Annotated in this window: 18 protein-coding genes; 5 read left to right on the plus strand and 13 right to left on the minus strand. The window is 56.8% G+C overall.

Annotated features, from left to right (window positions below; genetic code table 11):
- Together nadE and JJQ72_RS15110 are read right to left on the minus strand one after the other, a co-directional pair.
- Positions 1 to 810, minus strand: coding sequence for an ammonia-dependent NAD(+) synthetase (gene nadE, locus JJQ72_RS15105; protein WP_138224466.1), 810 nt, complete (start codon positions 808 to 810; stop codon positions 1 to 3).
- Between the two features lie 128 nt (positions 811 to 938).
- Positions 939 to 1,373 carry a BrxA/BrxB family bacilliredoxin gene (locus JJQ72_RS15110; protein ID WP_138224464.1) on the minus strand — a complete coding sequence of 145 codons (435 nt, stop codon included), beginning with the start codon at positions 1,371 to 1,373 and terminating at the stop codon, positions 939 to 941.
- Between the two features lie 536 nt (positions 1,374 to 1,909).
- On the opposite strand from JJQ72_RS15110, the gene JJQ72_RS15115 reads away from it, so the two are divergent.
- Complete coding sequence (locus JJQ72_RS15115; protein WP_208204187.1) at positions 1,910 to 3,178, plus strand: BaiN/RdsA family NAD(P)/FAD-dependent oxidoreductase; 1,269 nt, start codon at positions 1,910 to 1,912, stop codon at positions 3,176 to 3,178.
- 110 nt (positions 3,179 to 3,288) lie between these two features.
- Here the strand turns inward: JJQ72_RS15115 and JJQ72_RS15120 are convergent, their stop codons facing one another.
- The 5 genes from JJQ72_RS15120 to JJQ72_RS15140 all read right to left on the minus strand — a co-directional run bounded on the left by JJQ72_RS15120 (position 3,289) and on the right by JJQ72_RS15140 (position 8,484).
- On the minus strand, positions 3,289 to 4,575 hold the full coding sequence (locus JJQ72_RS15120; protein ID WP_208204188.1) for an ABC transporter permease: 1,287 nt from the start codon (positions 4,573 to 4,575) through the stop codon (positions 3,289 to 3,291).
- A gap of 10 nt (positions 4,576 to 4,585) precedes the next feature.
- The gene (locus JJQ72_RS15125; RefSeq protein WP_138224459.1) at positions 4,586 to 5,329 is read right to left on the minus strand and encodes an ABC transporter ATP-binding protein; all 744 of its coding nucleotides are present in this window, start codon (positions 5,327 to 5,329) and stop codon (positions 4,586 to 4,588) included.
- Positions 5,330 to 5,554: 225 nt separating this feature from the next.
- Positions 5,555 to 7,024 (minus strand): ABC transporter ATP-binding protein, encoded by a 1,470-nt coding sequence (locus tag JJQ72_RS15130; RefSeq protein ID WP_347880763.1) that lies wholly within the window; start codon positions 7,022 to 7,024, stop codon positions 5,555 to 5,557.
- 25 nt (positions 7,025 to 7,049) lie between these two features.
- Positions 7,050 to 7,622: an ECF transporter S component gene (locus tag JJQ72_RS15135; protein WP_208204190.1), complete on the minus strand. Its 573-nt coding sequence runs from the start codon at positions 7,620 to 7,622 to the stop codon at positions 7,050 to 7,052.
- 103 nt (positions 7,623 to 7,725) lie between these two features.
- On the minus strand, positions 7,726 to 8,484 hold the full coding sequence (locus tag JJQ72_RS15140; protein WP_208204191.1) for an energy-coupling factor transporter transmembrane component T family protein: 759 nt from the start codon (positions 8,482 to 8,484) through the stop codon (positions 7,726 to 7,728).
- 255 nt (positions 8,485 to 8,739) lie between these two features.
- On the opposite strand from JJQ72_RS15140, the gene JJQ72_RS15145 reads away from it, so the two are divergent.
- Entirely contained in the window at positions 8,740 to 9,756 is a 1,017-nt protein-coding gene (locus JJQ72_RS15145; protein WP_208204192.1) for an alpha/beta hydrolase, read from the plus strand.
- Positions 9,757 to 9,850: 94 nt separating this feature from the next.
- On the opposite strand, the gene JJQ72_RS15150 is transcribed toward JJQ72_RS15145, so the two are convergent.
- A complete protein-coding gene (locus tag JJQ72_RS15150) occupies positions 9,851 to 10,159 on the minus strand; it encodes a hypothetical protein (protein ID WP_138224449.1) in 309 nt (102 codons plus the stop codon).
- 162 nt (positions 10,160 to 10,321) lie between these two features.
- Between JJQ72_RS15150 and JJQ72_RS15155 the strand changes: the two genes are divergently transcribed.
- Complete coding sequence (locus JJQ72_RS15155; protein ID WP_208204193.1) at positions 10,322 to 10,801, plus strand: GAF domain-containing protein; 480 nt, start codon at positions 10,322 to 10,324, stop codon at positions 10,799 to 10,801.
- Positions 10,802 to 10,824: 23 nt separating this feature from the next.
- Here the strand turns inward: JJQ72_RS15155 and JJQ72_RS15160 are convergent, their stop codons facing one another.
- The 4 genes from JJQ72_RS15160 to JJQ72_RS15175 form a co-directional block, all read right to left on the minus strand.
- The gene (locus JJQ72_RS15160; protein ID WP_208204194.1) at positions 10,825 to 11,580 is read right to left on the minus strand and encodes a MerR family transcriptional regulator; all 756 of its coding nucleotides are present in this window, start codon (positions 11,578 to 11,580) and stop codon (positions 10,825 to 10,827) included.
- Between the two features lie 167 nt (positions 11,581 to 11,747).
- Entirely contained in the window at positions 11,748 to 11,954 is a 207-nt protein-coding gene (locus JJQ72_RS15165; protein WP_208204195.1) for a YwbE family protein, read from the minus strand.
- Positions 11,955 to 12,075: 121 nt separating this feature from the next.
- The gene (locus tag JJQ72_RS15170) at positions 12,076 to 12,846 is read right to left on the minus strand and encodes a C40 family peptidase (RefSeq protein WP_243896120.1); all 771 of its coding nucleotides are present in this window, start codon (positions 12,844 to 12,846) and stop codon (positions 12,076 to 12,078) included.
- Between the two features lie 192 nt (positions 12,847 to 13,038).
- Complete coding sequence (locus JJQ72_RS15175; RefSeq protein ID WP_138224441.1) at positions 13,039 to 13,923, minus strand: EamA family transporter; 885 nt, start codon at positions 13,921 to 13,923, stop codon at positions 13,039 to 13,041.
- Positions 13,924 to 14,199: 276 nt separating this feature from the next.
- On the opposite strand from JJQ72_RS15175, the gene JJQ72_RS15180 reads away from it, so the two are divergent.
- Both JJQ72_RS15180 and JJQ72_RS15185 read left to right on the plus strand, forming a co-directional pair.
- Positions 14,200 to 14,895, plus strand: coding sequence for a response regulator transcription factor (locus JJQ72_RS15180; protein WP_208204196.1), 696 nt, complete (start codon positions 14,200 to 14,202; stop codon positions 14,893 to 14,895).
- Positions 14,892 to 16,409: a sensor histidine kinase gene (locus JJQ72_RS15185; protein WP_208204197.1), complete on the plus strand. Its 1,518-nt coding sequence runs from the start codon at positions 14,892 to 14,894 to the stop codon at positions 16,407 to 16,409. The genes JJQ72_RS15180 and JJQ72_RS15185 overlap by 4 nt, the downstream gene beginning before the upstream one ends.
- On the opposite strand, the gene JJQ72_RS15190 is transcribed toward JJQ72_RS15185, so the two are convergent.
- Complete coding sequence (locus JJQ72_RS15190; protein ID WP_481856855.1) at positions 16,403 to 17,542, minus strand: NADH-dependent flavin oxidoreductase; 1,140 nt, start codon at positions 17,540 to 17,542, stop codon at positions 16,403 to 16,405. The two genes, JJQ72_RS15185 and JJQ72_RS15190, sit on opposite strands and share 7 nt — an antisense overlap.
- Positions 17,543 to 17,552 lie beyond the last annotated feature (10 nt).

A 17,552-nucleotide genomic window follows, 5' to 3' on the forward strand; every position in this document is an offset into this window, starting at 1 on the left:
TTAGATCCCGGGAATCGCATTGCGCTTGTGCGCGGTTCGGCGATAGTAGCTTTCCAGCTTCTCCCGGACCTCTGGCGCCACTTCCTTGCCCTCCAGATAGTCGCTGTTGTCATCATACTTGATGCCAAGCTCCTTCTCATCGGTCTGTCCTTCCCACAGCCCGGCAGTCGGAGCCTTGTCCAGCACGGCCTGCGGAACACCCAGGTACGAGCCGATCTGGCGGACCTGACGCTTGTTTAAGGTGCTGAGCGGAGTAATGTCCACGGCACCGTCTCCCCATTTCGTGTAGAAGCCGGTAATCGCCTCGGAAGCATGGTCGGTACCGACCACGAGCAGATTCTGCTCGAAGGCAATCGCATACTGAATGACCATCCGCATCCGGGCCTTGACATTACCCTTGCCCGGAATGCTCATATGCTGGTGCACACCGATATTTTTCATCCCGTGCTCAACCTCCAGGGCCACCTCGTTCACAGCATCCTCTACGTTCGTCTCCATCGTGTATTTCAGCTGAAAGGCTTTGGCGGTCTCGTAGCTGTGCTCAATATCCGGCTGCTGCCCATAGGGCTGGAAGACGCCGAGCGTCTTGAATTCCCGGCCCAGCTCCTCCGTCAGCTCATCCGTTGCCCGCTTGCACAGTCCGGTCGCTACCGCACTGTCCAGCCCCCCGCTAATCGCGATCAATAGTCCCGAGGTGCCCGAATCCTTCACATACGATTTCAAAAAATCTACACGCCGTCTGACTTCCTGCTCTGCATTGATCTCCGGCTTGACGCCCAGCTCAGCAATAATCTGTTCCTGCAGGCTCATGCTTGCTCGCTCCCTTCATAATTAACACCGCAGTGTCCGGTTCATGTCAAGAACCTTGTGATTAAAAAGACCCCGGGGCCTCGGTGGTTCCGAATGCTACGGGGTCTGAAATTACTGACATTAGAGCATTAACGGCAGTAACGGTCAAACGCATCCGCGAGATCTGCCGCAATTTCCTCGGCGGAACGATTCTCAACCTGATGGCGTTCGATAAAATGAACCAGCTCCCCGTCTTTCAGCAGGGCGATGGATGGAGATGATGGCGGATAAGGTGCAAAATATTCCCGGGCTTTCGCCGTTGCTTCCTTGTCCTGTCCCGCAAAGACGGTGAACAGGTGATCCGGCTTGACGCTGTTCTCCAGCGCACGGGCTACACCCGGACGAGCCTGGCCTGCGGCACAGCCGCACACCGAGTTTACGACGACAAGTGCCGTTCCCGCTGCTCCCGGAAGCTTCGCTTCTACTTCCTCTGCTGTTGTCAGCTCCTGGATGCCCAGGCTTGTAAGCTCATCGCGCATTGGCTGAACCATATCACGCATATATCGGTCAAAAGACATACCCATCGTGCTTCCACTCCTTATATAAACAAGTTTATTCTTCATGAATACGGAATAACCGCTAACTTATATTATACAAACCGATGAACTGAAAGCAAGATATGTACGCAGACCTGCAGAAAAAGCGGACCCCAGGTCTGTGGAATCCGCTTCCTCTCACTCCCGCCTAAGTAGAGGGCTTGTTCACGCCGTCCAGCTTCTTGTCCGGAGCCGGTGAGCCCTGGCGGTGCTTGTTCTCCTGCTTCTGGAGCTGCTGCTGCTTCGAATCATTTTTGCTCATATCTGTGATAGCCTCCTTTACCGTGAGATCTCGACCTTATTATGGCTAGGGCAGGAAAAGATTATCCGCAGTCACCCCATTGTCCGATCCTTGGTAAAGAGTAAGCATAAAGAGTGCAAAAAATACAGGCAAGCCGCTTGGGTTACACAGACAAAGTGGTATAATAAACGGGTTAAGCATCACATATTGCAAGTCTTACAAGTCAATCCATAATGAAGATGGATCAGGTCCATAGGCCTGCTTATAAAGGAGATACATGAACATGCTGCATTACGATGTCATTGTGGTCGGCGGAGGTCCCTCCGGCCTGATGGCCTGTGTCGCCGCCGGCGAACAGGGCGCCTCAGTTCTGCTGGTTGATAAAGGAGACAAGCTGGGACGCAAGCTGGGAATATCAGGCGGCGGCCGCTGCAATGTTACTAATGCCAAGGAGCCGGACGAGCTGATCGCTCACATTCCGGGAAACGGACGATTTCTGTACAGCTCGTTTCAGCATTGGAATAACCGGGATATTATGCGTTTTTTTGAGGGTCTGGGAATTCGGCTGAAGGAGGAGGATCACGGCCGGATGTTTCCTGTCACCGATAAAGCCTCCAGCGTGGTGAACGCCCTCGTCGGCAAGGTGAGAGAGCTCGGCACCGAGGTGCTGACCAACAGTCCCGTAGAGCGTATATTATATGAAGGAAATCAGGCGGCCGGCATCCAGCTGAAGAACGGAAAGACCTTCCGCAGCCAAGCCGTCATTCTTGCCACAGGCGGGCAATCTGTGCCGCAGACCGGCTCGACCGGAGACGGCTACCCTTGGGCAGCCGCAGCAGGGCACACCATTACAGAGCTGTACCCTACTGAGGTGCCTATTGTATCGACAGAGCCGTTTATTGCTTCCAAGGAGCTGCAAGGGCTGTCGCTTCGGGATGTTGAGCTGTCGGTCTGGAACCCCAAAGGCAAGAAGGTCATTGCGCATCGGGGCGATATGCTGTTTACGCACTTCGGGATCTCGGGACCTATTGCGCTGCGCTGCAGCCAGTTTATTCGCCAGGTGCAGAAGAAGTTTGACACGGTTAATGTCGAGATGGCTGTCGATCTGCTTCCAGACCTTTCGCTTGGCGGCGCCGAGGAGGAGATTCGTTCCCGTCTTTCCCAAGAGCCGAAGAAGGCTGTGAAAAATGTACTGAAGGGATGGCTTCCGGAGCGGATCATTCCGCTGCTGCTCAGCCAGGCCGGGCTGGACGGCGATACGGCGGCAAATGTCGTCTCCCGGGCGGCTGTCACTGCCCTGGCTGCCGTGCTGAAGAAGTGCAGCTTCCGCGCTTGCGGCACCCGCTCGCTGAAGGAAGCCTTCGTGACCGGGGGCGGAATCAGCCTGAAGGAGGTGCAGCCGAAGACGATGGAATCCAAGCTCATGCCGGGCCTCTTCTTCTGCGGCGAGATTCTGGATGTCCACGGCTACACCGGCGGCTATAACATTACAGCCGCCTTCTCCACCGGCTACACGGCAGGCAAGCATGCTGCCGAGGGAGCGCGGGGGTAAGCGCGGCCGAAGGACGCATGGGGCTTGAGCTGCAGCGGGCGGCTGATGCGCGAACCTGCCCGGAGTCTGCCGAGGGGTCTTGACTTGGCAGGCTTTAAGGCTGTCGGCCGCTACCCTCTTCGACCCAGTGAAGGCCTCATCATGAAGTGCGGGAGCAGCAGGGTTACAGCTGTCCCTGCCGTTGCTGCGATCAGCAGGCCGAGCCAGCCCGGCGCCAGCGACAGGCCCAGCACCAGCGAAAGCAGCAGGCATGGCAGCAGCAGCAGGGTTTGGACAGCGAGCGTGCCGGCCTGCATTTCCTGCTGCGTCGTAAATGGCAGCACCTTGGCGAGGCTGGACTCCGAGAAGCCCTTCCATTTTAGCACCAGCACATAGGTGATGATGAGCATGATGAGCACGTAAACGATCAGTTTAACAAACAGAGGCGGAACCAGCACGGCAGGGACACCAACCGACGTCATCTGCAGATAGAGCAGCAGGCTCTCCTGCTGCCGCAGGAACGCCTTGACCCCGGCGGAAGCAAAGCGCTTGTCGGGCGCTGGACTGCGGTACAGCCGGCGCGAGCGGCGAAACAGCCACGTCTTGCTCCGCACCTTGGGCAGCCTGCCGAGCGCCTGCGTCACCAGCAGGTCGGTCAGCTTCACGCGGCTGCGGGCATCCATTTTGACATCATTTGTAAACGTGTGTGGATCCCGGGCTTTTGTACGCATGAGCCAAAAGGAAAGCCCCAGAAATACAGCACCTGCCATGAAGAGAGCCGGGATATGCCTGCCCATCAAGGACAGCAGAGCTATATAGATCCCAAGTGACGACAGCCGCAGGCCTGCGGCAAGAGTATACTTGCGGAGCCCGGCATACTTCGCCTTAACGGTGTGGGTCAGCAGGCTGGCATTCCAGCCGATCCCCGAAGCCAGAAAGGCCCATCCCGTCAGCTGCCAGCCTTCCAGATGAAACACTCTGTACCAGAGCGGGAGCAGCAGCCATGTAATGCTGCCTGCCAGAACGTTTCCAGCCAGAACGCTGTACAGCAGGCCGCGCCCTCTCAGCACTTCCATCCACCTGTTCTGCTGCCGCAGAAACAGTGCATCTGCCGCATCCACAAACAGTAATACACCTCTGGAGAACAGGACAAGCAGGATTATGGCTGCCGGCAGGGAAGGAATCTGCTCCACCTCAGGTGGCAGCGTTACCTTCCACAAGTCTCTGTACAGGCCGATGCCGAGCGGCAGACCAAGCAGCACTAGATACAGCAGAACGGTCTTATCCACGACAGAACTGATCGCTGACCACTGCTGACGAAAGTGATGCTGTAGACGGCGGCGAAACAGCTGCCGGGGATGATGGATCCGGGGAGCAGCTGGGACCGGGCTTGGAATATTTTCGGGACGTGTCTTCATAGGCCTCTCCTCATGTCATGGCATCAAAGCAGTCAAACAGCGAGCCCTCCGGCAGACCAGCGGCCTGCCGAATGTCTTGGAGGGTTCCCCGCGATACGATCCGCCCGTTCGAGAGCATCATAAAGGAATCACAGATTCGCTCTGCCGTATCCAGCACGTGCGTACACATTAAGATGCCTGCTCCCCGCTCCCGTTCCTGATTCAGCAGCCCCAGGAAATCCTTTGTCGCTCTGGGATCCAGACCGATGAACGGCTCGTCAATGATATAAACCTCGGGCGAGGACAGAAAGCCGATCATAAGCATCATTTTCTGCTTCATGCCTTTGGAGAAGCCGCCCGGCAGATCATGCCTGACATGATCCATGCCGAACTGCTGCAGAAGCTCATTCCCCTTCCGTTCAAAGTGGGATTCAGGGAGGCCGAAGGCAGCAGCAGCCAGATCCAGATGCTCCCACAGGGTTAAATCCTCATAATAGATCGGCTGCTCCGGCACATAGGCGTATCGGGGCGGATCTCCCGCTATGTAAATGTCTGATTTGGCATGCTCCAGCAGGCCCAGCATGGTTTTAATGGTTGTGCTTTTGCCGGCGCCATTGGGACCGATCAGCCCCAGCAGCTCGCCAGGTGCGACGCTAAAGACAATATCCTGGATTTGCAGCTTGCCGGGCTCATAGCCGGCTTCCTGGATATTTACGCTCAGCACCGGGCGTGTGTTCGCCCTGCTTTGTGAGGGTTTTTCATTCTCATTTTCCATAGGCTTCATAATAGCTTGTATTTCCCACCTTTCGCGTTCAATCTAATTGGAAGCATTATGAATTAATCTTGATCCCTGTTACATACGAAAAAACGACGACAGGGTTGCACCCTCCAGGCCGCTGGAAGGCACATCGGCACATCGGCACTTCGGCATACAGCAAAGCAGCGCCCCCTATGAGAAGCGGGGGCGCTGCAATAGATAAGACAGGCTGACGCGAGCGGGCTATAACTGAGTCTGCGGCGCGGGTGCTGCGGTTAGCCTCCCGCCATCCAAATGAAGGGAAAGCGTGGCTTCAGCAGCCAGCAGCTCGGGGTCATGCGTAATCAGGAGCACGGCTGCACCGCGGTGGCAGGCACTCCGGCACAGCTTCACAATTCGGCTGATATCCCGGTAGTCCATCCCGGCCGTCGGCTCGTCCAGAATGTACAGCGCCTTGGGAAGAATCAGCTGGCATATGACAGCCAGCAGGCGGCGTTCACCCCGGCTGAGGAGATATGGCGAGGCTTCCAGCCGGGCGGTCAATCCCGCCTCGGCCAGCAGCTCCTCCGCCAGCTCGCGCTGCTGCGGCGTCAGCTCCGGCCGCTGTGCCGGCGGCAGGCCGCCATGCAGGCCGTAGATCAGCTCCTCCCATACACTGTGGGAGGTGAACATATGCTCCGGCTGCTGGAACACGTATCCGAACAGGGCAGCTGTTTCATGGACAGGCCGTCCGGCCAGGTCCCTGCCCTCATATGAGATCGTGCCCCGCGGCGCGGGCGCAAGGCCCATGAGCAGGCGGCTCAGGGTCGTCTTGCCTGAGCCGTTCTTTCCCGTGAGCAGGGCCCATTCGCCCCTGCGCAGGGTAAAGGCTGCGCCTGCCAGAGCCCGCCGGCCGCCGGGATAGGTGAAGGTTAGACCCTTCACCTCCAGCAGGGCGGGCCCCAGCGGCGCAGCCGCCGCTGCCTCACGCGGCAGGCGAGGCAGCAGACCCAGCTCCGCCAGCTGCCCATGGCAGCGGCGCAGCAGCTCTGCCGGCGGCCCGTCGAGCACGACGCCGCCGCCGCTCAGGACGATGACGCGCGACGCGGAGCGCGCGGCATCGTCAAAGCGGCCGGACGCGGTGATCACCGTCCGGCCCTCTTCCTGCAGCGCGGTGCACAGCTGCAGGAAGCTTCCCTGCGCCGCGGCGTCGAGACTCGCGCAGGCGTCGTCGAAGACGAGCAGCTGCGGCTGCAGAGACAGCACCGCAGCAATAGCCGTACGCTGCCGCTGTCCTCCGGACAAGCGGCGCACGGCATCGTGCCGGCGGTCACTCAGCTGGACCGCCGCCAGAGCCAGATCTATCCGCCGGTTCACTTCCTCCGGCGGATGGCAGAGGTTCTCCGGGCCGAACGCGACCTCGTCCTCCACGATCCCTCTCACCAGCTGTGCCTCATGCTCCTGAAAAAGCACACCCGCAGCCGGAATGATCTCCGCCAGCTCCGCTGCGGCAGGGTCCAGCCCCATGACTTCCAGCTTCCCCTCCCGCAGCCCGCCGCCGCTTCGCGGCAGCGTGCCGTTCAGCAGCTGACAGAGGGTTGATTTACCGCTGCCGCTTGCGCCAATGATCGCCGTCCAGCTGCCACAGAGAATTTCAAGATTGACCTCCTTCAACGCATAGGAGGATTCACCGTCATACCGGTAAGAAAGCTGCTCACTGTGAACAGCTTTCACGACCGCTGCTGTCCTCATCCGGACACTAGCCCTTCATGCCCAGTGCAAACCGGCGGAGCAGTCCGGTCTTCTCCACGGCATCGCCGATGACCTTCGCCAGCAGGCCGCACAGCACGACACCGCTCACAATGCGCACGGCCAGTGCCGCCGCCAGGACGCCAGCAGGCCAGGCAGTATATCCGAACATCTGCGCCGCGAATACGAACCACAGCGGCACGAGCGCACCGCCGGCCAGCATCATTACGCCAGTGCTCCATTTCTTGTAACGGAATGCGGCGAAGAGACCCTCAGCAACGACCGCATAACAGGCTGCCGCGGTAAAACAGGCCGGAATGCCGTAAGTCGGTCCCGTCAATGCCTGAATGGTACCGCCGATCATGAAGGTAATGGCCGCTGTTCCCGGCTTACGGATAATGTAATAGGCGAGCAGGCCATACACGATATACAGCCCTGTAGTGACAGAAGTGGCAATCGGTCCTCCCAGGCTTGTCAGCAGCTTGTTCACCGGGCTCAGGTACATCGTCAGCACGCCATTGACCGCGGCCAGCATGGCCATCAGGACAATATCCTGAGTCGTAAATTTTCTGGATGCTTGCATAAGTTCAGTTCCCCCATTTCAATTCAGTTGGCTTGATAAATCCCATTGTGCCGCCTTCCCCCTGCATTCGTCAACCTATTTTTATTGTACAACGGTTAACAATCTACATGTAGATGCCTGTCCATATCGTCAAACCCGCCATGAGCAGGAATAATGGCAGGCTCCACCATGGGATCACGCTCTTGTTCCGAAAGGTCCTATGGGAATAAGCGGTAAAGCCTTTAGACTCCATCGCTCCCGCCGTCTGCTGCACTCTGCGCAGGCTGTTCAACAGCACGGCAGCAATGAATCTTGCCCCCCAGGCCAGTCTTCCCTTCAATCCCTTCGGCGGCCGCCCTCCCCGCACTTGCTGGGCTGCCCGGATCATCTCCCCCTCCTCCTCCAGCATAGGAAGAAAGGTTAACGCCGTGGAAATGCCAAACGCAAAGCGATAAGGAATACGCAGCCGCTGCACCATCTCCGCCACCAGCTCCTGTGGATTTGTTGTAGCGATATAAGTCAGAGAGGACAGAAACAGGCTGATCATTCGCAGGCTCATTTCCCCGGCCTGGTCTACTGCCTCCACGGTCAGCCGCAGCGGCCCCCACGTCAGCCATACCGTTTCCCCAGACACGGTCAAAGCCGTGAGCAGAAAATAAGGCAGCGCCACCGCCGCAATCAACCGCACCCCGCGGTACATGCGCCGCCACGACATCCCGGCGCCCCACCTGGCTGCCACAATGCACAGCCCGAGCAGCAGCAGCTGGCTGGCGGTTCCCTTCCACAGCATAGCCATAACCGCGATACACAGGAGTCCCGCCAGCTTTCCGAGCGGGTCCCAGCGATGCAGCAGGCTGCTGCCTGCTTCGTATTGGATCAGCATTTTTGTCCCCTTCTTTCACTGCACATTGGTTCGAAACCGTAGTTTCAGGTTTAAAAGTTTTTGACTTCTTTTTTGCCTTTTCGGCCATACTAAGCCAAGTGTAATGATATAAATCCGGGTGATCCACCACGGTTCACGAACAAAAAAGCTGCCGTTAGCGGATGACTCTATATTGAGTGATGCCTTATGAATTCGTCAATATGAAACCTGATGAGAGACGCGCGGCGATTTTCGGTGAAAGGAGGCGCATGTGGAATGTATATTGCCATTACGATTGTCATCCTGATGGTCATGCTGACTGCAGCCATCACGCAGTTCGGGTACGTTCAAATTACGCAGATGAGGGTCAAGAACGACCTGCGGCTGTTTACCATCCTGGAAGGTCTGGGACTGTACAGCCGGGACCGCTACGAGGCACTGGCCAAGACCGAGGTTACCCTGCAGAGCATCGACGGGTTTAAGCTATCCGGCGCCGCCATAGCACCGCATCCCCGCTCCAAGCGATGGATGATTATCGTGCACGGCTACACCGGCTCCCGGGCTTTCTCCACCCAGTTCCTGGATATGTTTACGGAGGAAGGATTCAATGTGCTGCTGATCGACCAGCGCCGTCACGGGCAGAGCGAGGGCCGCTTTACTACGTACGGCTATCAGGAGAAATATGATGTGCAGGCTTGGGTGAACTGGCTGCTTGAGCATTATGGCGAGGAGCTCGAAATCGGTCTTCATGGTCAATCTCTCGGCGGCGGCACGGTGCTGGAGTACTTATCCCTGGACGTCCCACCCCAGGTGAAGCTCGTCATTTCCGACTGTGCTTACTCGGATCTCAGCGAGCTGATGAAGCATCAGATTACGAAGCTGAACAGGCTGCCTGTTCATTTCCTGAAATGGGTTAACAACCGGATCCGCAAAAAAGCAGGCTTTAGCTTCGAGCAGGTCAGTCCCATCCGCAGCGTGCAGCAAAGTCCGCTTCCTGTGCTTTTTATTCACGGCTCCCGCGATAATTATGTTCCCACTCATATGAGCGTGGACATGTACGAAGCCAAGCAGGGTCCCAAACGGCTTCTGCTGATTGAAGGCGCAAATCATGCCGCAGCCTACCATGTCCATCCCCAGCAGTACCGCGAGGAGGTTCGGTCCTTTATCCGGGAATATCTTGGTGAAGCCTCGGCCGCGTCTAAGTCTGCTCTAGAGTCTGTAGGGGCTGCAAAGGAATCGGCTGACTCGTCGGCGCGCGTCCCGCTCTTTCCGGATTCGATTTCCAGCCTGTAGCTCCAAACATCTAAAAAAACAGCCTCTGTCAAGACAATCCGTCTTGACAGAGGCTGTTTAAGTTTGAAAGCCGATGCAGCTTATATGACCTGCATTACGCCAGCGTATCGGCTGCCTGGCCTTTATCTACAGGCTGCAGCACTTCACCGCATAATTCCTTTAGCTTACGCTGAATTTCTTTAAACTCTTCAATTCCTGCTCCGGTAATGCTGTAGCCTTCACCATGCGACGTCAGGTAGTTCTCCTGGGTCAGTCGCTCCAGCTCGTATTTCACTTCCCGGTCTCCCACTCTGTAGCCGTGGCGTTCCAGCTCTGGCTGCATATCGCTGATCGTAAGATCCCGTTGATGAGCGTGGTAAAGCATATGAATGCCGATAAACAAGCTTTGTACATCTGCACGCATTGGCTGTATCTCCCTTCACTCTTCTAGGCCGCGGCCTGCAATCCCTTACTTATTACCCGTTCCGGGACAGGCATAATCAGCCGGCATCAAACCCCTCTTGACGATCTCTTCCGCTTATACTATCTTAGAATAATTCTAATTTTATAAAGAGGTGATCCCTTTATGTTCCACAATATGCCTTACGAAGGAACGGCAAGTGAACAATATACCCAGGTTCTGGGACAGCTCAAAGCTCTGATCCACGACGAGCCCAGCAGCGTAGCCAATATGGCGAACGCCTCAGCCTTGCTTCAGCATTTTCTGAAGGATATTAACTGGGTCGGCTTTTATATTTATGATGGCAAGGAGCTGGTCCTCGGACCGTTCCAGGGACTGCCTGCCTGCATTCGCATTCCGCTGAACCGCGGCGTATGCGGCACAGCAGCGGCGCTCCTGAAGACGCTCGTCGTGGAAGACGTCCATGCCTTCCCTGGACATATCGCCTGTGATGCAGCTTCCAACAGCGAAATTGTCATTCCCGTACGGAAGGACGGGAAGCTGTTCGGCGTGCTGGACATCGACAGCCCGATGAAGAACCGGTTCAGCCCGGAGGATCAGCAATTTTTGGAAGAGTTCGTCGGTATTCTGCAGGAGACTCTGTAAGCATGCCGTCCTGTTGTGCAGGACTATAATCTGGCTTCGGCATACACCTTCATGGCATCCCGAAGATAGTGGGCGAGGCGCGGATGATAGACATCGTACAGCTTCTTGAAATCATCCTGCTCCACGTACAGCTCTCCAAGATCAATATATATCTTCTTACTCGGCGTGTAGAAATGGCCTACCCAGCGGTAGTGCCTGTCAATGATGCTCTGCACCTCCGGGTGCTCCGGCTTCAGGCCGGAATCCATGGCCCGGCATAGATCCAGATAAATCTCATCCGCTTCCTTCTGGGTGCTCAAATAATCATCCTTGGACCAGCGGCTGTCCTCCTCCCGCCCCTCCTGCGAGGGGCCTTCTTCAATGTGTAGACTGTCATTGCTCAAATAGCCGGACTCCGGAGCGCCTTGGCCTCCCAGCCCGGCAAGCCAGGTCTCCGGATTCGGCCCCGCCCCCTTCTCCAGATCAGACAGGGTTCGGTCAATCGTCTCTGTCATCATCTGGAGCCGGCGGACCTTGTCCATCAGGCTCTGCTTGTGGGCCAGCAGCGCCGCGATAATGTCCTGCTCCTGCTCATCCAAAGTCAGCTTCAGCTGACTTGCAGGGATGTGTAGCTCCATATTTAAAAGGATGAGCTGCAATCTCAGCAGATCCTGTTCCTCAAAACGGGTGCTGCCCTCTTCATCCGGGGACAGTTGCAGCAATCCCTGCCTTATCCATTCCTGCAGCCTGGGAGCTCCGACACCGGAAACACGGGCGATATCCTGCAGGTTGTAAGCCATTCGTCCCGTCACCTCTTTCTCTCTGTGCTTGGTTCTGTTTATGGGCACATCTTACTATCGCTTCATATATAGAGTTAGACGTTTTACCACGAAATCAAACACAAAAAACCGCTTCTTTACGCACGGATTTACGAATTCATCCATGCGCTCTGGAAGCGGCTTTTTATTTAGCTAGAGCCTTCGGTTACAATATGCTTTACCCGGCCGACCTGACCGTCCTGGAGGCGGACCTTGATCCCATGCGGATGGGTTGGCGAGTTCGTTAAGAGATCCTTCACCACTCCGCGGGTAAGCTGTCCTGTCCGCTGATGCTGCTTGATAACAATATCCACCACAAGGCCTGGCCGGATCGCGGATCGCTGTTGTCCGTTCATGCTTCACCTCGTTTAGCGCTGATATGCACAGCGTCATTTTCTACGGAGTCCACATTAAAGGATGCCAGCGGAAAAAGCAAATGTACCGGGCCTTACCCATTTCCTTTATAGATAAGAGGCTTTATAGGGGAGAGCCGCCAAACAGGAAGCGATACTTCCAGGAGCCGTCAAAGTCATCAACCATGACTCCCCCGGCTTGGCTGGAGTACGTGTGCAGCAGCTTGCCATCTCCCAGGTACATGGCGACATGGGTAATTCTCTGCGATGACTTGTTCACCCCGGCATACGCTGAAGCAGAAGATCCCCGGTAGCTCATAAAGAATACCAGATCCCCGCGCTTCAACTGGCTGGTGCTGTACACCGCGGCCCCCTTCTCCTGAATGTAGGCACCCTGGGAGCGTGAGTCGGACGGAAGCTTCAGATCCGCTCCCTCCATAAAGATTTGACGCATCAGGTCCGAGCAGTCAAACGTGGTGGTTGTGCTGCGGCTCGATCCGTATTCATAGGGTGTGCCCAAATATTTCATGCCCGACTGAATGACCTTCTCGACGCTCGAGCTGCTCGACACGCCTTTAACCGACGTATTGGCCGCCTCAATGTATTTGGTGGAAGCATAACCCGTCGTCCCGTTTCCGGTACGAATGCGATACCAGTCGCCCGACTGCGCCAGAATGCTCACATCGTCGCCTTTATAAATCTTGTCCACAACCTTGCCTCCGGAAGAAGGCGTGCTGCGCAGATAGACATTGCCCGATGCCTCAGCTGAGGCGGCAGCCGCTGCCTGTTGTGCCGGACCAAAGGCAAAAGCCCCGGCGATCGCGACAGAAAGCAGCGCGCTTGTGCAGATTTTTTTCCACGGTTTGCTGGAGTTGTTCATCATGTTCAAGTTCATGTTCGGTATTCCTCCCAGATGTCTGATCGGGTTATCCGGCCCCTCTCCGTACTCCCGCCCTCATTATATCGGGATGACATCCGGGCACGCATGCTACATTGTACATGGTTCCCCACTCCACTTTTTACCAAAAACAAGGGACTAAAGTCTCTTTTATACCGTTTATATGGTTGGATTACTGTTATTTAGCAGCTAACTTGCAGCCGAAGGCCGGGATCTTCTACGGTTGCCAATCACAATGCCGCCCAAAATGAGCAGCACCCCCAGCCATTGCAGCCAGGCTACCGGCTCTCCCAGCACGAGAGCAGACATAGAAACGGCTACGGGCAGCTCGGAGGCCGTCAGTATAGTGCCAAGCCCCGGCCCGACATGCGGCATGCCGATGGAGAACAGCAGCGGCGGGAGCACGACGCCGAACAGACCCAGCAGAAATCCATAAGGAGCCACTCCGCTTACGGTCGAAAGGTCCAGGATAAAGACGGGCGGAAAGCATAGAAATACAGTGATCATGCCGCCTGTCGATAACAGCGCCGTCTTCAGCATTGCCGGTGTGTCTCTGCCGACTGCGCTGCTGAGAAAGATGAACGCCGTAAATGTGAGCGACGCCAGCAACGCCCAGAGAATGCCTGCTGCGGAAGCCGCAAGCCCCCCGCTCTGCAGAAGATTCGCTGCAAGCACCGAGCCGGCCAGCAGCACCAGAATAGACAAAAGCTTCTGCCTCGAAGGCTTATTCTTGTAGAACAGCCACTCAAACAGCGTGCCAATCCAGACAAACTGAAATAAGATGACGATGGCCAGCGACGCATTCAGCGTCTGCAGTGACTGATAATAGAAAATGCCGGTCAGGCCAAACGGAATGCCGGAGAGCAGCAGCTTAAGACTGGAGCGGGAGCGGGCTCGCTTTCTTCCGGTGATGATCACGGCGACCCAGGCGAGCAGTGCGCCCACCGCGTACTGGCTTCCCGTGACCTCGGTTACGGTAAAGCCTGCAGCGTATGCCAGCTTGACCATGGTGGACAACACCCCATAGCAGCAGCCGCCCAAAAAAACAATCCATGCATAATGCCATCGCTTCATTGCTTCTTTCCCCTCTGAAATAAAATAGCCACACCACTGTCATTATATGACAATGGTGTGGCGAAAATAGAGCTAGCTCTAGAAAAGTCCACAGCCTCAATTTTAGAATTTCAACAATTATGAAGTATAGGATGGCGTCAAGGGCTTGTCAATCCTTTTATGGGCAGGAGCTATTCAGTATCGCTATGAGAAAATTTTTCTGTTTTTCATCTGCTTTTCAGCAAGCTCCGGTATGATAGGTGTAGCGATGGGTACACGCACGGGAGGAATTAGTATATGAAAGCATCTGCAGCCTTAGGCGGTGTCCGGATTTTACTGGTGGACGATGAGCCGCATATTTTAGAATTTCTCGAAATGGGATTGATCGGGGAAGGATGTCAGATTAAGCTGGCGGACGACGGACGCAAGGCCTTGGCGGCGGCGGAAGCCTTTCAGCCGCATGTCATCATTCTGGACGTCATGCTCCCCGGCATGAACGGCATGGAGGTGTGCCGCGAGCTGAAGGCCGCCGGCAGCGACGCTGCCGTCATCATGCTGACGGCCCGCGATGAGGTCGGGGACCGTGTCGAGGGCCTGCGGATCGGCGCCGATGACTATATGGCCAAGCCCTTCAGCTTCGAAGAGCTGCTGGCCCGCATTCTGGCCCGGGTTCGGAATCAGTTTCCGGGACTGCTGGGCGAAGTATCTGCAGGCCCCTTCAGGCTGGATGACCGCAAACGCCGCATTACCTATGAAGGTACTCCACTGGCGCTCTCTCCAACAGAGTATGATCTGCTCAGGCTGCTCATACAGAAGAATGGCACCGTGCTCAGCAAGAGTACCATTTTAAGCCTCGTGTGGGATTATGATTTCGGGGGCCAGGACAATATTGTAGAGGTGTATATCCGCTCTCTGCGCGAGAAGCTTGGAGATAAGGAGCACCGGTTGATCCGCACGCTTCGGGGAGCCGGGTACCGGCTCGATCTGCCATGAGGAGGTACCTTCAGCGGCTGCGGGAGGGCCCCCGTTCTCTGCGGTATCAGCTGCTGTCCCGCTCCCTTCTCGTGCTGGCGGTGCTGCTGCTTATGATCGGTTTTGTTCAGTATGTGCTGATGCGAAGTGTCATTTATCAGAATCAGGCCGACATGATGCATGCCCAGCTGCGGAGTCTGTCGATGGACTTTCGCGAGATATGGATGACAGGCGGAGGGAGTGGCGGTACTGGCGGTGAAGCCCCGGTTCCCGGGGGAAGGAGCCGGAATAGAGAGACAGCAGAAGCTGCCGAGCCCTTGAATCGCAGGCCGCTCCTGCTGCTTCCGGACACCTCTCTGGCCTGGATCAACAGGGAAGGGCAGCTTCAGGCTCTTCGCGGCCACAGCTATGCCCCGCCCCAGCTGGGCACTGAAGCTTATCTTGCGCTGATGTCGGCGGAAACCCGGCTTCCCGAGCTGTACCGGCTGGTTGATGGACCGGATGGCACTAAGCAGCTGGTCGTGTTCCGGCTGATCGGGAGCCCCGCCCAGCCGCAGGGTTTAATGCAGCTGGGTGTAAGTGCAGCTCCGTTGCAGGACGTCATCATGCGCCAGCTGATGACCTTTGGCGTATTGTCTCTGCTTGCTCTTGCCGGGGGAGTCGCCTTGTATCTGCCCCTGCTGCGCCGGACCCTGACTCCCCTTGATAATATGGTGGCTGCGGTGCAGCGAACCGGGGCACAGACGCTGAATGAGAAATTCCCGGCTTCTCAGGGCCAGGTTGAAATTGACCGCCTTGCGCAATCGTTCAACGGGATGCTTGAGCGGCTGGAGCACTCATTCCGGGCAGAGGTGGAGGCTAAGGAGGGAATGCGCAGATTCATCGCGGATGCTTCGCATGAGCTGCGTACCCCGTTGACGTCTATTCACGGCTTCCTGGAGGTGCTGCTTCGGGGGCATGTCAGTCCGGCCCAGCTGGAGGCTGCTTTGCGGAGCATGCACGGAGAATCCGGCCGAATGAAGAAGCTGATCGAGGATCTGCTGCTCCTGGCCCGCCTGGATCGTTCACCGGGCCTGGAGCTGCAGACAGTAAACCTCGCCGCCTTGATTGCTGAGGTGGAGCCCAGCCTGACCGTGCTTGCCGGTGATCGGCAGGCCGTCTTTCAGCTTCAGAAGGAGCTGATCAGCGCCTGTGATCCCGACAAGTTCAAGCAGGTGCTGCTGAACCTGTTTCACAACGCGGTACAGCATACGGATCCCTCCACGGGCAGCATCACGGTCAAGCTGATCCGGACCCATAATGAGGCCGAGCTGAGCGTTTGGGATAACGGCTCCGGCATCCTTCCAGATGCCCTGCCCTATGTCTTTGACCGCTTCTACCGAAGCGACGTCTCCCGAGCCCGTAAATCGGGGGGCTCGGGCCTTGGGCTAGCGATCTCCCGCTCCATTGTGGAAGCCCACGGCGGCATGATTGCAGTTGAAAGCACACCCGGTGAAGGCAGTGTGTTTCGCGTCCGCCTGGCCCTTGTTCAGTGAGCTTCATTGCGGTCCCGAACCGGGAACCAGCCTGGCACGTTCATGATGGCATTCCACAGCGCGTCAGGCACGACCAGCTCCTCCTGGTCCTCCGGGCCGACGGTAGTGCGGATGCTCTCTTCCCGGCCTTCTTCAACCTTTTTTACCCAGTCCGGCTCTACAATGAGCTCACGGCCCAAGGCTACCAGCGCCGAGCCTGCTGCAAGCACCTCCATCGCCTGCTCCGGGGTATGCACCGAGCCGACGCCAATCAGCGGCTTCCGCGTACCAATCGTATCCAGCAGCAGCGCAAGCGTGGTCTTTGTCACATCCGGGCCTGTTCTTGGCTTGATGGTGTAGTCCATCAGGGACACATGGAGATAATCCAGCGGCTCTTCCGCCAGCTTATCCACTAAAGCCAGAGTATCATCCAGGGTAAAGCCCGGCGTTGTTGCCTCTTCCGGAGAGAAGCGGTACCCGACGGCAAACGGACGGTCAGCCTTTTTCCGAACCACATCGGTGACCTCCTTCACTACAGCCAGCGGAAATGCCATTCTCTTCTCCAGGCTGCCGCCCCATTCATCTTCTCTGCGGTTGGAATGCGTAGAGAAGAACTGGTGGATGAGATATCCGTTCGCTCCGTGAATCTCGACACCATCATAGCCGGCCTCGATGGCTCGGCGTGTCGTCTCGCCGAAATCGGAGATAATGTCCCGAATCTCTTCATCTGACAGACTGCGAGGCTGTACGCCGCCGCCCCGCTCCTCCGAGGCCACTGCACTGGCACTGACCACGTCGCCGTTCACAAGCTCGGGCGGGCAGGAGCGTCCTCCGTGGAAGATCTGCAGGATGGCTTTGGCGCCTCCCGAATGAATGGTGTCTGCCAGCTGGGCCAGACTGGATGTCATCTCATCACTATGGCCGCCGAATTCACCGGGAAAGCCCTTGCCATTTCCCGATACATAGGTGCAGGCGGTAATAACCGCCCCTACTCCGGCTGAGCGCCTTGCATAATATTGCAGCTCCTGCGGGGACACGGTGCCGTCCTCGTGAGAAGCATAATTTGTCATCGGCGCCATGACCAGGCGGTTATGCAATTGAAGTCCTGATTGAAGCTGTACAGGCTCAAGCAATGCTTTAAAGGCTTTATTCATCATGGTTAAG

Origin of the sequence: Paenibacillus sp. F411, assembly GCF_017582705.1 — a bacterium.
Lineage (GTDB): Bacteria > Bacillota > Bacilli > Paenibacillales > Paenibacillaceae > Paenibacillus_AQ > Paenibacillus_AQ algicola.